The 18,340-nt window shown below is 47.1% G+C and carries 14 protein-coding genes, 1 tRNA gene and 1 other RNA gene; 9 read left to right on the plus strand and 7 right to left on the minus strand.

What is annotated here, in order from left to right; genetic code table 11:
- Positions 1–575: 575 nt before the first annotated feature.
- From J6I44_RS17540 to J6I44_RS17555, 4 genes are all read left to right on the plus strand, one after another.
- Positions 576–3,236: a DUF7133 domain-containing protein gene (locus J6I44_RS17540; RefSeq protein WP_434084239.1), complete on the plus strand. Its 2,661-nt coding sequence runs from the start codon at positions 576–578 to the stop codon at positions 3,234–3,236.
- A gap of 342 nt (positions 3,237–3,578) precedes the next feature.
- Positions 3,579–4,151: a CHRD domain-containing protein gene (locus J6I44_RS17545; protein WP_265767488.1), complete on the plus strand. Its 573-nt coding sequence runs from the start codon at positions 3,579–3,581 to the stop codon at positions 4,149–4,151.
- A 517-nt stretch (positions 4,152–4,668) separates the two neighbouring features.
- Complete coding sequence (locus J6I44_RS17550; RefSeq protein WP_265767489.1) at positions 4,669–6,675, plus strand: TonB-dependent receptor plug domain-containing protein; 2,007 nt, start codon at positions 4,669–4,671, stop codon at positions 6,673–6,675.
- Positions 6,676–6,930: 255 nt separating this feature from the next.
- Positions 6,931–7,389, plus strand: a complete 459-nt coding sequence (locus J6I44_RS17555) for a methyltransferase family protein (protein ID WP_265767490.1) — start codon at positions 6,931–6,933, stop codon at positions 7,387–7,389.
- A 327-nt stretch (positions 7,390–7,716) separates the two neighbouring features.
- Here the strand turns inward: J6I44_RS17555 and J6I44_RS17560 are convergent, their stop codons facing one another.
- The 3 genes from J6I44_RS17560 to J6I44_RS17570 form a co-directional block, all read right to left on the minus strand.
- Positions 7,717–8,346 carry a TlpA family protein disulfide reductase gene (locus J6I44_RS17560; protein WP_265767491.1) on the minus strand — a complete coding sequence of 210 codons (630 nt, stop codon included), beginning with the start codon at positions 8,344–8,346 and terminating at the stop codon, positions 7,717–7,719.
- A 23-nt stretch (positions 8,347–8,369) separates the two neighbouring features.
- On the minus strand, positions 8,370–8,918 hold the full coding sequence (locus tag J6I44_RS17565; protein WP_265767492.1) for a TlpA disulfide reductase family protein: 549 nt from the start codon (positions 8,916–8,918) through the stop codon (positions 8,370–8,372).
- A gap of 112 nt (positions 8,919–9,030) precedes the next feature.
- Positions 9,031–9,420 (minus strand): hypothetical protein, encoded by a 390-nt coding sequence (locus tag J6I44_RS17570; RefSeq protein WP_265767493.1) that lies wholly within the window; start codon positions 9,418–9,420, stop codon positions 9,031–9,033.
- 282 nt (positions 9,421–9,702) lie between these two features.
- On the opposite strand from J6I44_RS17570, the gene J6I44_RS17575 reads away from it, so the two are divergent.
- Entirely contained in the window at positions 9,703–10,125 is a 423-nt protein-coding gene (locus J6I44_RS17575; protein ID WP_265767494.1) for a DUF1801 domain-containing protein, read from the plus strand.
- A 78-nt stretch (positions 10,126–10,203) separates the two neighbouring features.
- Here the strand turns inward: J6I44_RS17575 and J6I44_RS17580 are convergent, their stop codons facing one another.
- Complete coding sequence (locus J6I44_RS17580) at positions 10,204–11,118, minus strand: OmpA family protein (protein WP_265767495.1); 915 nt, start codon at positions 11,116–11,118, stop codon at positions 10,204–10,206.
- 179 nt (positions 11,119–11,297) lie between these two features.
- On the opposite strand from J6I44_RS17580, the gene J6I44_RS17585 reads away from it, so the two are divergent.
- Together J6I44_RS17585 and ffs are read left to right on the plus strand one after the other, a co-directional pair.
- Positions 11,298–11,371: transfer RNA gene (locus tag J6I44_RS17585), tRNA-Ala, on the plus strand.
- Between the two features lie 168 nt (positions 11,372–11,539).
- Positions 11,540–11,639: signal recognition particle sRNA small type (gene ffs, locus J6I44_RS17590), an RNA gene on the plus strand.
- 28 nt (positions 11,640–11,667) lie between these two features.
- Here the strand turns inward: ffs and J6I44_RS17595 are convergent.
- On the minus strand, positions 11,668–12,630 hold the full coding sequence (locus J6I44_RS17595) for a YpdA family putative bacillithiol disulfide reductase (RefSeq protein ID WP_265767496.1): 963 nt from the start codon (positions 12,628–12,630) through the stop codon (positions 11,668–11,670).
- A 72-nt stretch (positions 12,631–12,702) separates the two neighbouring features.
- Entirely contained in the window at positions 12,703–13,659 is a 957-nt protein-coding gene (locus tag J6I44_RS17600; RefSeq protein ID WP_265767497.1) for a YheT family hydrolase, read from the minus strand.
- A gap of 131 nt (positions 13,660–13,790) precedes the next feature.
- Between J6I44_RS17600 and J6I44_RS17605 the strand changes: the two genes are divergently transcribed.
- Complete coding sequence (locus J6I44_RS17605; protein ID WP_265767498.1) at positions 13,791–14,333, plus strand: acyl-CoA thioesterase; 543 nt, start codon at positions 13,791–13,793, stop codon at positions 14,331–14,333.
- Positions 14,334–14,406: 73 nt separating this feature from the next.
- On the opposite strand, the gene J6I44_RS17610 is transcribed toward J6I44_RS17605, so the two are convergent.
- Positions 14,407–17,403 (minus strand): S8 family peptidase, encoded by a 2,997-nt coding sequence (locus J6I44_RS17610; RefSeq protein WP_265767499.1) that lies wholly within the window; start codon positions 17,401–17,403, stop codon positions 14,407–14,409.
- A 236-nt stretch (positions 17,404–17,639) separates the two neighbouring features.
- Between J6I44_RS17610 and J6I44_RS17615 the strand changes: the two genes are divergently transcribed.
- Positions 17,640–18,293, plus strand: a complete 654-nt coding sequence (locus J6I44_RS17615; protein WP_265767500.1) for a hypothetical protein — start codon at positions 17,640–17,642, stop codon at positions 18,291–18,293.
- Positions 18,294–18,340: the final 47 nt, after the last annotated feature.

The following is an 18,340-nucleotide window of genomic DNA, read 5'->3' on the forward strand; positions in this document are numbered from 1 at the left end:
CGCCAGCGCTTGCATTCAACGCTGGACTACCGCACACCGGCGGAAATGCAAGAGTATTTAACCCAACAACAAGAACGGGCAGCATGATCTGGCTTAACGTACTGTCCATTTTTTTGTAGCAATTCCATTAAAGGAAAACAGAATGCCCAGAGAGACCAGTTCTTTCGTTGAGTGTTTGGTATTGCTAAAAATATCGTACCCTATAATAATAGCACCGTAGATTAATACTTCTCTAGTCTATTGGATTTTAGAAAATAAAGTTAAAAAGAGTAGAACCCCTTATCGGATGTCTCTTATTAATCAAGCAGAAAAAGAAAGCTGCTAATTGTTAACCTTAACAGCTCTAATTAGCGCAACGTTTTCCAAAACGTGTGCGTCTCATATAACCAACAATCCTTAGGTTGTTTTACTCTATTAAAAGAGCTTTCTTCCATTGAATATAATTTATGTCCTAATAAGTCTTTCAGAATCTTTTGAATACTAATAAAACTTACAAAATGTACGGGTGGTTATAACTAATGGGACTTCTTACAAGCCAACCGCTTAAACAATAAAGAATAAGTTAAGAAATGATGATGCGCCGGATCCTTTTTGTACTATTAGCTGCAATATTTTTACAAAATTGTCAGCAAGAAACTCCACCACCTTGTACTCCCCAAGAAACCCCCGACTCTTCGCTTGTGGCGCTGACCGACTCCCTTTCCGAACAGATGGACTGGCCGGAGGATCTGGATATCACGGCCTTCTCAGGTCCGGATGTGACGCCCAGTCCCGCCGCCCTGGCGGTAAAATCCACCGGAGAAGTCTTTGTCGGCGTGGATATGCAGGGTTCACTGGGTAAAGATCCCGGCAAGGGCTCCATCCAGCGGCTGACCGACTGCAACCAAGATGGGGTCATGGACCGCCACACGGAATTTGCCAGGGTCGATAATCCCCGCGGCATACTAGCGATGGGGGATCAGGTGTTTGTGCTGCATACTACTTTTTCGGAGGAGACCGGGAAGGCTTCGGGTATGGACCTGGTCGTATTTGAAGATAAAGATCAGGATGGCGTGGCCGACGGGCCTTCGCAGCCGTTAATTGAGGATATCAGCAATCCGAACTACCTGCGCAGCAGGGGAACCGACCACGCCACAAACGGTATCCGGATGGGTATTGACGGATGGATCTATATCGCGGTGGGGGACTTTGGCTTTCACGAGGCTACCGGGCGCGATGGCACCACCCTGACGATGCTCGGTGGCGGCGTGCTCCGGGTACGCCCGGACGGTACCGAAATGGAAGTCTATACCCATGGGTTGCGCAATATTTATGATGTAGCCATCGATCCCTACATGAATATCTTTACGCGGGGCAATACCAATGACGGCGGCGGATGGAACGTGCGGTTTGCCGATCACATACAGACCGGGGAGTACGGCTATCCCATCTTGTTCAAGCATTTTACGGAAGAAACGATACCGGCCCTGGTAGATGTAGGCGGGGGATCGGGCACCGGCGCGCTCTATATGGATGATGACCGCTGGCCGGCCAAGTACAACCATGTCCCGCTGATGGCCGACTGGGGACGCAGCTACCTGTATATGCACCATGTAACTGCCGACCAGGGGAGCTTTACCCAAGAGTCAGAAGAATTTATTCAACTTCCGCAGATCACTGACCTGGATGTGGATGGTTCGGGCATTATGTACCTGTCCGCCTGGGACGGGGCCGGATATTCGGGCAATTCCACCAAAGGGTTTACGGTACGTGCCGTTCCGGAAGCGCTGGACCCCGAGCCCTTTCCAAACCTGCAGGAAGCCTCTGTCAGTGAGCTGGCCGAATACCTGCAATCCGGAAGCGCCAAAGCCCGGCTGGCTGCTCAGTATGAATTATTGCAGCGACCGTCCGGTGAGGCCGAAACAGCAGCCTTAAGGATCGCAGAGAATGAAGAGTTACCTACCGATGTACGGGTAGCCGGCCTCTTTACGTACTCACAGCTTACCGGCAAAGAGGGAATCAATAACCTGGTACAGCTGACGGGAGATGATGAAGTGAAAGAATTTGCCCTGCGGGCACTGGCCGACCGTAAGCCTTATATTGATGCCGTACCTATTGAACCCTTCCTGTCGGCGCTCGGGAGTCCCTCGGACCGGGTAAAAATTGCTGCCATTGTGGGATTAGGCCGGCTCGGCCGCGCAGAGGCCACAGATGAGCTGCTGAAAATAGAGGTGCCGTCCTCTTTCCAGGCGCCCGAGGCGGGCACCGAAGGTCCGCATGCAACCCCGAATTCCGATATTATTCCACCCCACGTGGCGGTGAAAGCCCTGGTAGAGATTGGCGACACCGATGCGCTCCTGGACGCAGTCGAGCAGGAGCAAAACGAGTTGGCCCTGTGGGCGCTGCGATACATTCACGAGCCGGAAGTCCCCCGGCGCCTGATTACCCTGTACAATAACAGCGAAGATGCCGGATTTAAAAACCAGCTGTTGCACAATTTGGCACGTATATATCACAAAGAGGAGCCTTATGACGGCTCTTGGTGGTGGAGCACACGTCCCGATACTCATGGTCCGTACTACAAAGGAATTGACTGGGAGTCCACGCTTTTGATTCGAGACTTTTTAGTCAAGGAATGGCAAAGCCGTACGGAAAGCGAGCAACAACTGTTCGCCGGGCTTAACAGCAAATACCGGCTGGGGATCGATCAGTTCGGAGGCACTGAAGCCGAAGCGCCCAAAGAAGAAGCCCCGCAGGTAGATCTGGAAGCCATCAAGAATAAGGAAGGCCAGGTGGGCGAAGCATCTATTGAAGATGTGATGCTGGCCCTGGAGCAGCTGGATGGGGACGCCCAAAAGGGCAAAGAGCTGTTTATCCAGCAGGGGTGCCAGGCCTGCCATACGCTCAGTCAGGAAGGAGTCCAAAAAGGACCATTCCTCGGGCAGATCGGCGGCATTATGAACCGGCAGCAAATCGCCGAATCCATCTTAAAACCCAATGCGTCGATCTCCCAGGGATTTGCGACGGTGCAAATTAGCACGGATGACAACAGAAGTTATACCGGATTTGTGACCCGGGAGACCGCGGAGGAGCTGGAGATTCGGAATATTGCCGGGCAGGCGACCACGATTGAGAAAGCCAATATCGAAAGCCGTAAGGAGCTGGAAATGTCTATGATGCCGGGCGGATTGGCCAATGCACTCTCGTACGAAGAGTTTACCTCCCTGGTGGAATTCTTGTCCCAACAGGTCAAATAGGGGGTAGCCTCTTGTTTATTGTATAGGATTCATAGTCTGGCCCGGTAAGGGCTGGACTACCCAAGAGAGGAGTATCTGGCTGCCAGAATTCGTTTGCGTTAGTCCGTACTGAATGCCGGCGTCATTAAAAACTATGTTTTTATATCCGGAGGCAACCTTTTGTCCCAAATTCTTGTATAGGAAGGTAAGCAGGGATTATAACAATTGACCTCTAAACTTTCCTTAAATAGATAAGAGAGAGGGTATAAGGTTAGAAACCTGCCATAGTATGCACATCATGTCATCGAAAAGATGAAAAAAATGTGCGCTTTAACTCAAATGAAAAATAGAAGAGGGATTATTATGAAGATAGACAGAGGATGGTTTATAGGATTGCTTTCAGTACTCATGATTATGGCATATGCGTGTGAGGATCAATCGGTCAGCACGGAACAGTCTGAGCAACAACAAATTGAAGGCCTTCAAAAAATGAAAGGTGTCGGCAATGGGTGGGATGGTTCCGTACAGCATAATTTCCGGACTCACCTCAAGGGCGAAAATGAGGTTCCCGCTGTTGAAACGAATGCCCAGGGCCAGGCGATATTTAAAGTGAGTAATGATGGTACTTCCATTCACTATAAATTAATAGTAGCCAATATCGAGAATGTATTAATGGCTCATATCCATAATGCCCCGGCTGGTGAAAATGGGGGCGTGGTGGTTTGGCTCTACCCTTCAGCACCGCCTCCCCAACTAATTGAGGGAAGGACCCAGGGTATATTGGCGGAAGGTACTATTACTGCGGATGATCTTGTCGGATCTCTTGCAGGACAATCGCTGGATATTCTGTTAGAAGAGATGAAAGCAGGAAGAACCTATGTTAACGTCCATACCGAGCAAAATCCTGGCGGAGAAGTTCGTGGGCAGATCAAATAGTTAAATGCATGAAGCAGAAGTAGTACGTGAGCTGATGTGTTGCCAACATCTAAAATGGTTGAGTATATGTTGGCAGCATGTTAGCTAATAATTCTTCCTGGACTATTTCATGTAAGTCTCAAATGTGCTAGAGGCAGTAACTTCTTACCCTGGAACTGCTCATACCAACACTTGAGAGCCCTTTTCCCCCGACAGGGGCAGACTCATCGGTATGCCACAAAAAAATAGAATAACGAAGGGCCAACCTACCGATAATTAATCTGAAAAATGGGGTTTAGAGTATCCTGTAACTATATAGTGCTTATAGTTATAAGGATAAGATGTTTGCCCTTATAAGGATGAAGAGTTTGTCCTTATAAGAGCAGAGAGTTTGTTCATGCCAGGAAATATAAATGTGGAAATGAATTTCCGTACTACAGATAGGGGTATTAAAAACTTTCTTTGCGGTTGAAATCATGATATTTTCCCGCGGACTTTGAAAGTCCCGGAAATAAATGGTAATAAGTTATAATGTTGTATGATTTCTTTTCGTCGCGTACTCACAAACATCCAAGGTAATACGGTAACCTCTGGGATTCGAACAACTGTAATATGTGCCTTGCTCTTGGTTTTGGGAGCAACGGGACTGCAGGCGCAAGAGCAAAGGGTTGACATGCTTGATACACTGGTTGTATCCAAAGAGGTAGTGGTTTCATCGAGTCGCATTCCGCAGACGGCCGCCGTAACGGGACGTAATATTACGGTCATTCCAGCTCAGACGATCCGGAACCTGCCTGCCCGAACGGCGGATGAGGTGCTGCGCTATGTGTCGGGTATTGAAGTACAGTCGCGCGGTGCTTTTGGAACCCAGTCCGATTTTAGTATTCGGGGCAGTACGTTTTCACAAGTGCTGGTGATGGTCGATGGGATGCGCATCAACGACCCCTTGACGGCTCACTTTAGCTCCAATATTCCGGTTGCACCCTCAGAAATAAACCGTATAGAAGTGTTGCACGGGCCGGCGGCGGCCCAGTATGGTGCTGATGCGGTAGGCGGAGTAATCAACATTATTACCCGAAGCTTTGGCCAGCGTAAAGGACAGCAGCAGACGAAGGCACATCTGAAGGCAGGATACGGGCAGTATGATCTTAAAATGGGGCAGGGAGGTTTCTCGCACTATGGCGATGACTACCGAATTGGCGGTGGCGGCATGTGGTTTAAAACGCCGGGACAGTCGCTCGGAGGTGACTATAAAAATCGCTTTAACATCGGTAATGCGTCCCTTTCGGCCGGATTCCAACTGGGAGAGGGCTGGGATTTGGCGGCCCGAACGGCTTATGATAATCGGGACTATAACGCCCGGTATTTCTACACCGCCAGTCCCTATGACGAGGCCACCGATCATGTAAGAGCCTGGTGGAATCAGCTGCGGATCACCAAAGAAGCAAAAGATACCCGAACAACGCTGGAAGGCTCCTTTAAGCACAATATCGATGATTATGTCTTCAGCCCGGGATCGCCGGCGAATCATCATATAACAAACTTTTTTAACGTGCAGCTCTATCAGTACCGGGAGCTTTCTGACCAGTGGGGATGGACCTACGGCGCGCAGACCTCCAATCGCTTTATCCGCAGTAACGATCGTGGCCGGCATAACGACTGGCACTACGCCGGCTTTACCATGCTGCAGTGGCAGCCTACCAACCCGTTGACGCTGACCGGGAGCCTGCGCCTCGATCATGATCAGAATTATGATACCGAGCTGATGCCTCAACTGAGTGCTTCCTACGATCTGGGAAGCTGGGTATTACGCGCCTCGGGGGGTAGAAGTATTCGATCAGCCAGCTATACTGAACGTTATATTTCAACCAACTTAGAGGGACCATTAGCAGGTGGACGTAACCTTGGCAACCCCTGGCTAAAAGCGGAACGGTCGTGGTCGGGCGAAGCCGGGTTTGATTGGTTTCCTGCACAAAATGTAAAATTTTCAGCAACCGGATTTTTGCGGGAATCATCCAACCTGATTGACTATGTACTAACAAATTCCAACAACATTCAAAATGATGCGAACCTGGAGCCGGATACCGATTACCTCTATGCCAACAATTTGAGTAGTGTTCGTATGGCTGGACTGGAGGCAAAAGTATCGGCGACTAAAAACCTGGGCTCAAGCTGGATGCTCCACCATAAATTGAGCTACACCTTGACCGACTCTTATAATGACGAGCAGGTAGCGTCAAAGTATATATCCAACTATGCCCGCCATCTGCTAAACGGCATGGTATCTTTGCAGAAAGGTCGTTTTGATGTGACACTCACAGGGCTCTGGAAACAGCGCAAGGATGATCGTGCGGAGGCCATCGGGGCGTATAAGTCATCCAGCTATAACGTTTGGAATGCCAAAGCAGGTTACCGTATTTATCAAAACCTGGAGCTGGGCGTGCAGGTTGATAACCTCTTTGATGCCCGTTACCAGGATATCCTGGGAGCAGAGATGCCCGGCCGCTGGATAATGGGAACCCTGAGTTGGAGGCTGGGCGAGTGATAGGAAGCTTTGCAAAACCCAACTGTCATCGCGAACAGAGTGTGGCAATCTCCTTTTATAGCTTTTATTTGGGTGTTGCGTTGCCAACTCGCAATGACAAACTTAGATTTTAGGGGTTTTGCTAAGGTCTTGTAAACAGTTATTTCAAGTGTGGACGCTTGAAATAGCCGGGAAAAAAAGGAGGTTTTGTAAAGGTTTTCTCTGCAGGTTAGAAAACATCCAGTAACAAATAACCATTAACTAATAAATCAACCAGTGTCACTTAAACTAAAGATACCGCCGGTAATCGTAATGTTGCTCTGCGCCGCCTTAATGTGGTTAATCGATGCATGGCTGGTTATAGAATCTCTCAAATTCGAAATAAACTGGTGGCTATATGTGGTTCTCGTTTTGTTGGGCTTTGGGATAACCTTTATAGGTGTCAGGACGTTTAGGAAGCAGGAAACAACCACCCATCCACAACATCCGAAGAAAGCTACTGCTCTTGTCCAATCCGGTATTTACCGTTATACCCGCAATCCGATGTATTTGGGCATGCTGTTGATGTTATTCTCCGGAATATTCTATTTCGGCAATTGGATGACTATCATTGTTCTGCCGTTCTTCGTCTGGTATATGAATATTTTCCAGATTATCCCGGAAGAACAGGCACTTCAGCAAAAGTTTGGAGCGCCATACCAAAAATACTACGCTGAAGTGCGCCGCTGGATTTAATGAAGCATAGCCTATGATGATTACTTAGAGGAGGCTTTACCAAACCGAATATTCACTCTTCGACTTCATTTGTACCGATATAAAACCGGGACTCATTGCGCTCAGACTGACGTCATATTGAGCGCAGCAAAGCGTAGTCGAAATATGTGTCAGTATTTTAAAGGCCTCTTAGAATAGTTAGAGACTCATAGGTTGGACAACTTAAAGGTGTAGGCCGGATTGCCAATCCCGCTGACGGGCTGGCAGCCCGTCCTACATAAAGAAGCTCATTGCTGAAGCTGCTTCGAGAGGATCCTCTTTAAATAGTTTGCTTCACCAGACCCTTGATTATATTTCTCTTTCACTCAGCTGAATCATCCAGTTACGAAATGAGGCAGAGCTGTAGTCAGCAATCCCTTCCTTCTTATAAACTAATTTTCCTCCTTTTGAGATTACGTAGGTAGCCGGAATATAGGGACTTTGGAAAATGCTGGGCAGCCCTGCATCAGGGAAATAATAGGGCATGGGGAATTCTTTGCCCTCCATAAAAGCGGTTGCCTTACTCTGGTCCTCATCAACGGAGATTAACAGGAAGGCAATATTTTTATGATCCTGCACTGCGGTGTAAAGTGATTCGATAGTGGGCATCTCAGCTACACAGGGCGGACACCATGAGGCCCAGATATTGATAAAAAGTACCTTGCCCTTAAAATGCTGAAGCCTGAGCTCTTCACCGTCACTGTTTGTTAGTGGCAGATTGTAGGTAGCCTCCGATAGTAAAGGTCCATCAGTGGTATTAACGGTTTGGGTCTCTGCGTCAAGGAGTCCGGTCCACAAAAGGGCACGCTGCATGGTGCCAATTACTTCGGTATGTAGGCCTGTTGCATAAAGCACAATCAACACAGCCCCGATGCCCATCCACTCTAATATGGTACGTTTTAAGCCCGTTTTGGACTTTTTAGATTGGTCAGTATTCATAATATGTGGAATCTATAATAGGATTAACGGTTTGCCAGCTTTTCCAGGATAGGTTTTAGCTTGCGTTCCGTCATCATGCCGGGGGCCACGTATTCTACTTGTCCTCTTTTATTGATGATATAAGAAGTGGGGATAAGCCGGAAAGGGCCGTAGCCATCAAAAACAGAGCCGTCGTCTACAACAACGGGATAGTTGATGTCCATCTTTTGGGCATAGGGGCGAACGGCGTCCCAGCCTTCTTCATCAATCGATACTCCTAAAAAGAGCACGCCCTGGTCACGCATCTCGCGCTGCATTTTCATGAAGTCAGGAATTTCTTTGCGGCAGGGAGCACACCAGGTAGCCCAGATGTTAATAACGACTACCTTTCCTTCATGATCCGAGAGAGTGAAAGGGTCGCCACTCATGGTGTTGAGAGTGAAATCAGGAGCATCCATATACTCTTTGGTGGTATCTGCAGGTACCGATAGGGCAGTCGTATTGGTTTGTTTAGATTCCGATGGACTGCAGGCTATCAGCAGTAGTGAGACCATTGCAATAGCGAAAGTTCCGTATGGGATAGATATATTCATAGTCGTAAAGGTAATAAGATCTTGGTTGTATTGTGATAGTTGAATGAATGGTAGGGCTAACGCTGTACTGCAATCATATGAATAGGAAAATAGGCAGCAGGCTTGCCCAAGACTATGAAGTATATTGCGGGGGATCGGAAGCAGGACTTATAAACAGTTGGGGAAAGATGGAGACAATCCGGTTGCTAAATATATTGCCATCCGTTGGATTAGAAAGAATAGTGCCCGCAGGTTGCATAAGGTATAAGCTGGTATGACAGGGCACATTAACCGTTGTCTTCGTTTTTTCTTGGGATGGCTGCGGCTGGGCCCACTCGGCTGACTCATGAGAGGCATCGCTTGTGGTCAAACTTTTCTTGTGGCAGTCTGTGCCCCGCTCGGTATGCGTATGGCTATTATCCAGGTTGAAGAGATGATGAGCCTTGGCCCCAGATTGAAACACCAGCGATACCGTGAAAATGGTTAGAAGAAAAATTCCGATATGTCGGGTATATCGTATCAAAAACTGATATAGTTAAGAGCTTGAATTACCACCAAGAAAGTAGATACAATCCAACGGCATTGCCAATTTTTTATTATCATTATTAAATAAAGTGATACAAGGAGGCTTTGCAAGACCGGGCTTGTCATCCTGAATTTAGTTCAGGATCTCTTTTGAAAAACTGCCGAAGGTATCTGGGATTCTGAAACCCCGAATGCTCGGGGCGCAGCAGGTTCAGAATGACAAGATGAGGTGGCTTTGCAAAGTTTCTTACAAGAATTCAACTTAGCATGAGGAGAAATTATGGCTGCCTTAAAGACCCAACCCAATGATGAAAGTGTTAAGCAGTTTCTGGATGCGGTAGAAAATAAGCAAAAGCGGGAGGATAGTTTCCAAATTTTGGAATGGATGCGACACATTACCGGAGAGGAACCCCAAATGTGGGGCGATAGCATCGTGGGATTCGGAAGTTATCACTATCAATATGAGAGTGGTCGGGAGGGCGACTGGTTCTTAACGGGTTTTTCCCCGCGCAAACAAAAATTCAGCCTGTATATTATGTCGGGCTTTAGCCGGTACGAAAAGCTGTTAGATCAATTGGGAAAGCACAAGACCGGTAAATCTTGTCTTTACATCAAGCGTCTTTCGGATATTGACTCATCGGTATTACAAGCGTTAATTCAGGAATCGGTGGATTATATGCGCAGTAAATATCCGGCGTCATAGGAATATGGTTATATCTAATAAAAAAGGCAGCCCCCAGTGTGAGGCTGCCTTTTCAACATAGTGATAAAAACTAAAGTATTAGTTATCAACTGAGTTATCCATTGCGGGTTTGGTATCAAACGGACTCAATGGTACCGATTCAACACGTCGGTTCTTGCGGCAACCCTGTTCCGGGGTTTGATCCATACAAGGAATGGGCGCCTTCCCTAAACCTCGAACCGTAAGTCGGCTTTCGGCTACACCATTTTTGATGTAGAAGCGAGCAACTTCTTCAGCACGACGCTGGCTCAGTCGCAGGTTGTATTGGTCACCACCAACATGGTCGGTATAACCGTTGACGCGTATATGGAATTTAGCAGCTCCCATAATTGCTTTAACGTTTTCACGGAGAATACGTGCAGCTGCCTGATCAATATTTGATCGGTCAAAGTCAAAGTTTACAGCATCCACATCTTCTTTTCTAAGATAAGGAGGATCGTTGGGGTCATTTAAATCAGTACCCAGCTCCAGCTCTTGGGAATCCGTAAAGCCATCGCCATCGGTATCGGCATTGGTCGGATCAGAGTTATATTCATTTATCTCATCAAAGTCGCTGATGCCATCGCCATCGGTATCGGTAGCATTGGGGTCGGTGCGGTATTCATTCACTTCTTCGCCGTCTAAAAGGCCATCACCGTCAGTATCCTCTTCATTAGGATCTGTATTGTAAGAATTGACTTCCTCTCCATCAGAGAGGCCATCACCGTCCGTATCAGCATTAAGTGGATCGGTATCATATTCGTTTACTTCCTCACCATCGGTCAGGCCGTCATCATCACTATCAGCATTGTTGGGATCTGTTCCCAGTGACTTTTCTTTGACATCCGTTAGTCCATCGCCATCGGTATCAACATTTTGTTGCGTCGTTTCTTCACTTGAACTACACCCATATTGGACGAGCGATCCGCCCACCAGCATAAATGAAATTAAAAAAATATTGAGAGCTCGTTTCATGGTAAAATTGTATGTAAAATTTAGAATTTAGACGTAGTAAATATGTCGTTGTATAGAATCAAAGGCAAACAATATTTGCCATATTTTTTGACATAGAAGCTTCATTTTCCATCGATTTACGACATCTTGTTAAAATGTTAGCATTAGTTCCCAAAACAACTTATATTTGCAATCGTCTTGGGGCTATAGCTCAGTTGGCTAGAGCGCATGCATGGCATGCATGAGGTCCGGGGTTCAAGTCCCCGTAGCTCCACTTTTATTTTCCCACCCTCGCCATTTCCCCAAGAGTATCCAATTTAACTACTGTATTTGAATGTATTTGTTCCATTAAGATTGGAATCAAGTATATGATGGCTTGGTCAAATAATTTGGATAATCATTTGCCATTTACCCCTGTAAAATTGTATCTTCACCTCTTCGAGGGTAGGCCCTACGCAGCCAGCTCCCTCTCAACTCCGTCAGGACCGGAAGGTAGCAGCGGTAGGAGGTCGTAGCGGCGTGATGTAGGTTGCTTACCCTCTCTTTTTTTACCCCTCTCCCAATTTTTGCTCAGGCAATAACGAGCTTATCCTCCACATCATTGGCAATATGCTCGGCGTGGATGCGCGTATTTTCAATAAAGAGGCTGCTGGTATCCATACCGCCGCACACCACCCCTGCTACATAGACGCCATCGCGATTGGTCTCAAGCGTCTGTTCATCATAGATCGGCATCCGTTTAGCATCATTGGTAAGCGCAATATTGAATTGGGTCATAAGCTCAAAGTTGGGCTGATAGCCCGTCATCGCAAGCACAAAATCGTTGGATATGGTTTTTGTGCCTTCAGGTGTTTTTAGGGTGACTTCCTGAGGGGTAATCTGCGTGACTTCCGAATTGAAGTAAGCGTCAATTTCTTCATACTTAATCCGATTTTCGATATCTGGTTTTACCCAGTATTTGACTGATTCTTTTATATGGGGCTTACGCACAACGAGTGTGACATTGGCATGAGATCGATAGGTCTCGAGGGCCGCATCAACGGCTGAATTTCCCCCGCCAATGATGAGAACATCCTGCCAGGCGTAGGCATGGGCTTCGTCATAATAATGCTTCACCTTGGGTAGTTCTTCACCGGGGACGTTCATCATTTTTGGGACGTCATAAAATCCGGTGGAAACCACTACTTTAGAAGCTTCATAGCTACTTTTATCGGTCTGAACAGTAAAGTTGTTGTCTTCACCATTGATAGCCTGCACCTCTTCATAAAGATGGATATCCAGATCGTAGCTTTCTGCCGCCCGGCGATAATATTCAAGCGCTTCGCGGCGTGTGGGCTTGGAATTGTGAGAAATGAAAGGCACATCCCCAATCTCCAGTCGTTCGGAGGTGGAGAAGAACGTCATATCTTTGGGATAGTTAAAGATGCTGTTAACCAAACAGCCGCGTTCAATAATTTTGGATGGAATATTTCGACGTTGCAGCTCAATGGCGGTTGCCAAGCCGATGGGGCCCGCCCCTACTATAATGACCATAAGTTCGTTAAGTGTTTATTAAATTATATCCGCAAAAATATAAGGATAAGGTTAATATATTGTGAATAACAGCTATGCAAGCAATTTTCGGGCAAAATAGTTCCCTATGGTTCCATTCAACCAGCCTTTTGGCTTGCTCCAAAATCCAACGTGGCCCCCTTCATCCGTAATAATGTAATCCATGGATGGATTGTTGCGCACGTCATCCACAGGAAATGAGTCAATCGGACAGATAGGATCCTGCCGGCTGTGGATGAGCAGCGTAGGCTTGGCAACTTCCGGGATGAACTGCCGGGACGAACACTGGTTATAATAATCTTCAGCTCCGTCGAACCCATGGATAGGGGCCGTAACCTTGTCATCAAATTCAAAAAGAGTACGGCCGTTAAAAGTGGGTAGACCGGGATAAGATTTACGTTTGGTGGAAAGTTTGCGCCGTAAGGTGCGCAAAAAATAGTGTTCATAGATTTTATTGAATCCCTGTGATAGCAGTATCGAACCGGCTTGCAAATCATAGGGGGTGGAAACAGCGACGGCCGCTTCTGCCGGATGCCGACTTCCCTTTTCTGCGAGTGACTTTATCAGGGCGTTGGCTCCAAGCGAAAAGCCTACGGCTCCAATACGTTGATTTGGATGCCGTTCTTGAATCCAACGAAAGACCGTTATATAATCATCGGTCGCCCCGGAGTGATAAAATCGAGGCTTGTTGTTCATCTTAGAGCCACAGCTGCGAAAGTTAACGGCTACAACAGACATCTTTAGCCCCAGCAACTGCTCCATGAGTTGAACCATATAATACCGTCGTGAAGAGCCTTCCAATCCATGAAAAAGCGTAATGAGGGCCTGGCTGTCGGGACGCACAGCACAGTCGAGCTCCAGGAAGTCATCGTCAGGCGTCGGAATTTCTATACGCTTAAGATCGGGTAGCGTGGTGTTGCCGTTAAAAGAGCAACCGATAGTGTGCAAGTGACCGTTGAAACACCAGGAGGGGGCTTGAAATTTTGATATGTTCCGTATATTTGTTTCCATGAAGCAGAATGTATAAATGAAATAAGTATAACGTGGCCGAAGCATTTCATCAAATATTCATACCGGATGGCGATCTTCGGCGGGCTACTGAGATATTTTGATTTTCAAATAAAATTATTGAGTAAGACACTATGACCAACCGATTTGAACAGACACCAAGGGTAAATACGGATTCATCCAGGAAAACCGTTTCGGCTTCTCGTGTCCGCATGAACGAACTGGTGATGCCCAACGACACCAATCCACTGGGCAACCTCATGGGCGGACAGTTGATGAAATGGATGGATGTCTGTTCGGCGATATCTGCTCAGCGGCACTGTAACCGAAATGTAGTTACGGTTGCAGCCGATAGTATAGAATTTAAAAATGCCATCAAACTGGGCGAAGTGGTGGTCATTGAAGGAGAAGTGACACGCACCTTTAATTCATCGATGGAGGTAGCGATGGAAGTCTGGGCCGAGAACCTGCGTACCGGAGAACGGCGGCTCTGCACCACCTCTTTCTATACATTTGTAGCGGTGGATGCGGATGGTCAAACAGTGCCGGTTCCAGAAATTATTCCTGAAACGGACTTTGAAAAAGAACGCTTTGAACAAGCTGTGAATCGTCGTGAGATGCGCCTGGAGGTTTCAAAGCAGAACCGGGATGCCCGAAAAAAGGACAAGTCTAAATAAAGTGTTGATAAGGTAACACTTATAAACGGTGTTTCTTCAGAGGCAAGGGCGCTCCACGGGTTAGTGTACTAATTTATTTAATCAGCGTCATAGGGATGGTCTGCATGTCGAACTCTGTTTTTAAGCGGATAAAATAAACACCACTGCTGAGGCCGGAGGCATCAAAGGTAACAAAGTGGGCGTTGGCTTCCATTTCTTCATTTCGTAGTACTTGCACTTTTCGCCCGAGGACATCATAAATGGTGAGTGTAACATGCGAGGCTTCATCCAGATTGAACCGTATTTGTGTTTTTGACCGAAATGGGTTCGGATAGTTTTGGAAGAGTTTAGTCTCGGTGGGACTGGTATCTGCCTCATTGAGGCCCGTCGCCGAAACGGCAAAAGGTTTCTGGCTGCGGGCCTGGGCTATCTGGTCGCGCAGCTGATTGGGATTTTCTCCAAAGGCATATACAAAACCAACAGTCACTTCCGCCCCGGGAGCAAGGGTGTAGGGGCCTGAAGCAACCACAGCTGAGGCATCGGTTTGCTGAATCGTTGTTTTTTGCTTTTGTGCTTTGAGGGCCACCCGTTTTTCGGCTTCGGTAAAGCCGTCATAGAGTCCAAAGGTCAGGCTGTCTTGTGAACCTTCAATGGCATTGTCGATAGCGAAAATGCTGGATACGGGTCCTAAATGGCCTACGGCAACAATAGGTTCATTACTGCTTGGTGAATCCTCTGAAAGGTATAGCAGGCTGTCAGAGCCGATAAAAGTAGTACTGTTATTGGCTGAATTCCCGATATCCCAGTCGTTGAAGAGGCCGATATATACATCTTCGAGGGATAGAAAAGAGGATGGATTGCGCAGCGTATATTTCACCAAAACCGTATTTCTGAGCTGTGGATTGTTATAGCTGTAGGTATGGAGGTCCAGACGTGCCCTTTGAATACTGTCGGACTGAATGGCAAAAGAAGCATGGCCATCCAAATCAGAGACGGCATCAGCTCCATCATTGGTAGTAAAAATTTCCAGTGGTATAAAATCGCGCGAAAGCTGATTTTCTTCGGCGCGAACAGCATCATATATCTGTCCATTTATTTCGACCATTAATCCGCCTTCAAACAGCATGTTGTTGCCCTCCTGCAGGCGGCCATTCACCGGGATTTTAGGAATGAAACCCACGCCCCCCTGTCCGTCAAGCGGATGCGTAAAGCCAATAGTGCCATCGGCACCAAAGGATGTTTTTACCCGATTGGCATCAATAATATCGAAGAGCAGTTGATCGTACTGGATGATGCTAAAGTCAGTATAGGTGCCATTAGTGTTCTGAACCTCGAGGCGAAAAGTGGGGATTTCTCTAAAATTAAATCCCTCGTTGATGGTCAGGTCGAACGTAATTTTTGCTGAATCGCCGGTTGCCAGCGATGGGATGGATGCCGTGCTTGTGCTTAATTCAATTCCGTTGTTAGTTAGTGACTGCAACGAGGCCTGGATCCCTGAAGCCGATGCTCCCACATTTACAATACTGATATCCACCATCCCGGACTGATTGAGTTGCAGCTTGGAACCCTCTGAATTGACAAAGCGGGCGTCTGTGACTTTCAATCCCGGCTTATTGGTATTTAAGGCTTCAAAAGCATCCAGTTTGCCAAGTCCAAGTTTGTGAGTATAAATTTCGGTATTGGCATTGTCGATGGACACGGCAGATGTTCTAATTTGTTGTGCAATGCGTTCGGCAGACCAGTTGGGGTGGATGGCTTTCAGCAGAGCCGCTGCTCCGCTAACGACGGGGGCCGCCATTGACGTACCGCTCTTAGTCGTGAGCGACTTGCCGTAGGTTGTACTCAGAATTCCCGAACCCGTGGTAAGTATATCCAGGTTATAGCCATAATTAGAATAGCTGGCAACGCCGTTGTTGGTATCCACCGATCCCACGCTAAGAACATTCGAGTAACCAGCGGGATAGCTTAGCTGACTGGCCGCTTCATTACCCGCTGAGGAAATGATGACCGCCCCCTGTTCGGTTGCATAATTAATAATATCCTGCTCGACTTGTGAAAACCCGTTTCCACCCCAGCTACAATTGATGATGTCAGCTCCCTGTTCAACAGCGTAAAGGATACCTTCAAAGCCAAACCCTATGGATCGGGGATCAGCCTGGGTGCCTCCCGCTTTAATAGCCATATAGCGGCTGTCAAAACCACTGCCGGCTATTCCAGCATTATTATTGGTCTCTGCTGCTGCAATACCAGCTACATGCGTGCCGTGATCAATGCCATCATGGATAGGATTATTGTCGGTTGTAACCTGTCCGCCTGAACCCGAAGCCCAAAAGTCCCATCCAAAAAGATCGTCCGAAAAACCGTTCTGATCGTCATCAATTTGGTTGATAAAAGGGGAGCCGGGGTGCAGAGCATCATCAAGATTAATGTTACCATCACCGTCATAGTCTTCCCCGTTTTGTTGAAGGTATTGGCGAATTTCGGTAGAGGTGGTAGTTCCGTCGCCATCCTGATCCACTTGTGAACGAAGGGTTGCCGGCACCTCGTCTTGGTTAATCCAGAGCTTATCATCGAGTTCTGGATGCGTATAGCCCACCCCACCATCGACAACGGCAATAGTAACTTCCGGATTGCCGGTCGTGAGGTCCCATGCTTCCGGGAAGTTGTGGAAATCAATGAACTTTTCTAGCGTAGAATCATTGGGAGTAAGATGCAGTTTTCGCATATACTTGGGTTCGGCATATGCTATGCCGGGCATACGCTCAACTTTGGCGGCCAGCCGGAGGGGATCAATATCCCTGGAAAAAATGATTTCATGGATTTGTAATAAAGCCTGGGCTCTGGTTGATCGCTTTTGACGGAGCTGTTGGCGCTGAGTCAAATCGAACAAGGGTTTAATATTTTGGGCACCCGCGCTACGCAAAAACCGTTCAACTTCGGCCTTGGAATTACTCTGTAACTTTAGCCTTTGCGACGTCTCATATTTGATAAGCAGTTTATTGGAAACATAGTTCGCCTGCTGTGCGTTGGAAAACACAGGAAGGATCCAGAATGTTAGAAGTAATAATCCGAATAGTATCCTATTTGCCATAAAGGGATGTTAAGCTGACGATCAACACGGCAACCCGAGAAGAGTCAGAGCAATGAACCGGAGTACAGTTTGTATCTACCTTCGAACATAAATTAGGACTCCTGAAAAAGAGTTTGTCAAATTCTCTATCAGCCTTACCTTACGGCTTATAATTCTTTGGCAAGATACGTATTTTCTGCGCGTTGCAGTTGATCAGCATCAGAACTGTTAAATTTAATGCATTACTTCAATATTGTATGATGAACACTAAGGTACAAAAACTATTTTTGAAACTTGCGGGAATGTTCATATTGACGGCATCATTGTTGGTGGTAGCTTCCTCGCCGATTGTTGCGCAGTCGCAGACTTCCTCTGACTTGAATCGCTTACGTTCGGATGTGGGCATCAACGGATTGACAGTAAACCTGCACTCGTTGAGTGACTTTACACAAATGAATAACGATACGTTGCGGTATGATGGCAGCTCAGAGCTGGAGTTTGTGTTCCGTGATGTTCGGATGATGACGCAACGACTGGGCGTAGGATTTCAGGTGTTGACCAGCTTTTTTGTGGATAACTCGGGCGATGAAACCAATTTCGGTGTAGGCAGCTGGGGCTTTGGTCCGGTACTGCGAGCGTATCCCTTTAAGACCGATCGCTTTCAACCCTATGTACAGGCAAATTCACTATTTGGCAATAATTTGGCGGTAAGTACATTGGCTAATACCGAAACGGGAGGTGAGGGATTTAGAGTACGCTTAGGACTTCGCGGCGGGGTAGCATATCGATTTAGTAATACCTTCGGCATCTTTGTAGAAGGCGGGTATGACTGGGAAAGTGGCCGGTTATTCCGAGCAGAAGCCCGAGCGCTCCAGTTTAATATCGGGGTTGACCTATATCGATTTAATTAGCTCATCCTGTAAGCTAATCTGGTCTAAGCCTCAAACTTAGACCAGTT

The sequence above is a fragment of the Fodinibius salsisoli genome, from assembly GCF_026229185.1.
Classification (GTDB): Bacteria; Bacteroidota; Rhodothermia; order Balneolales; family Balneolaceae; genus Fodinibius; species Fodinibius salsisoli.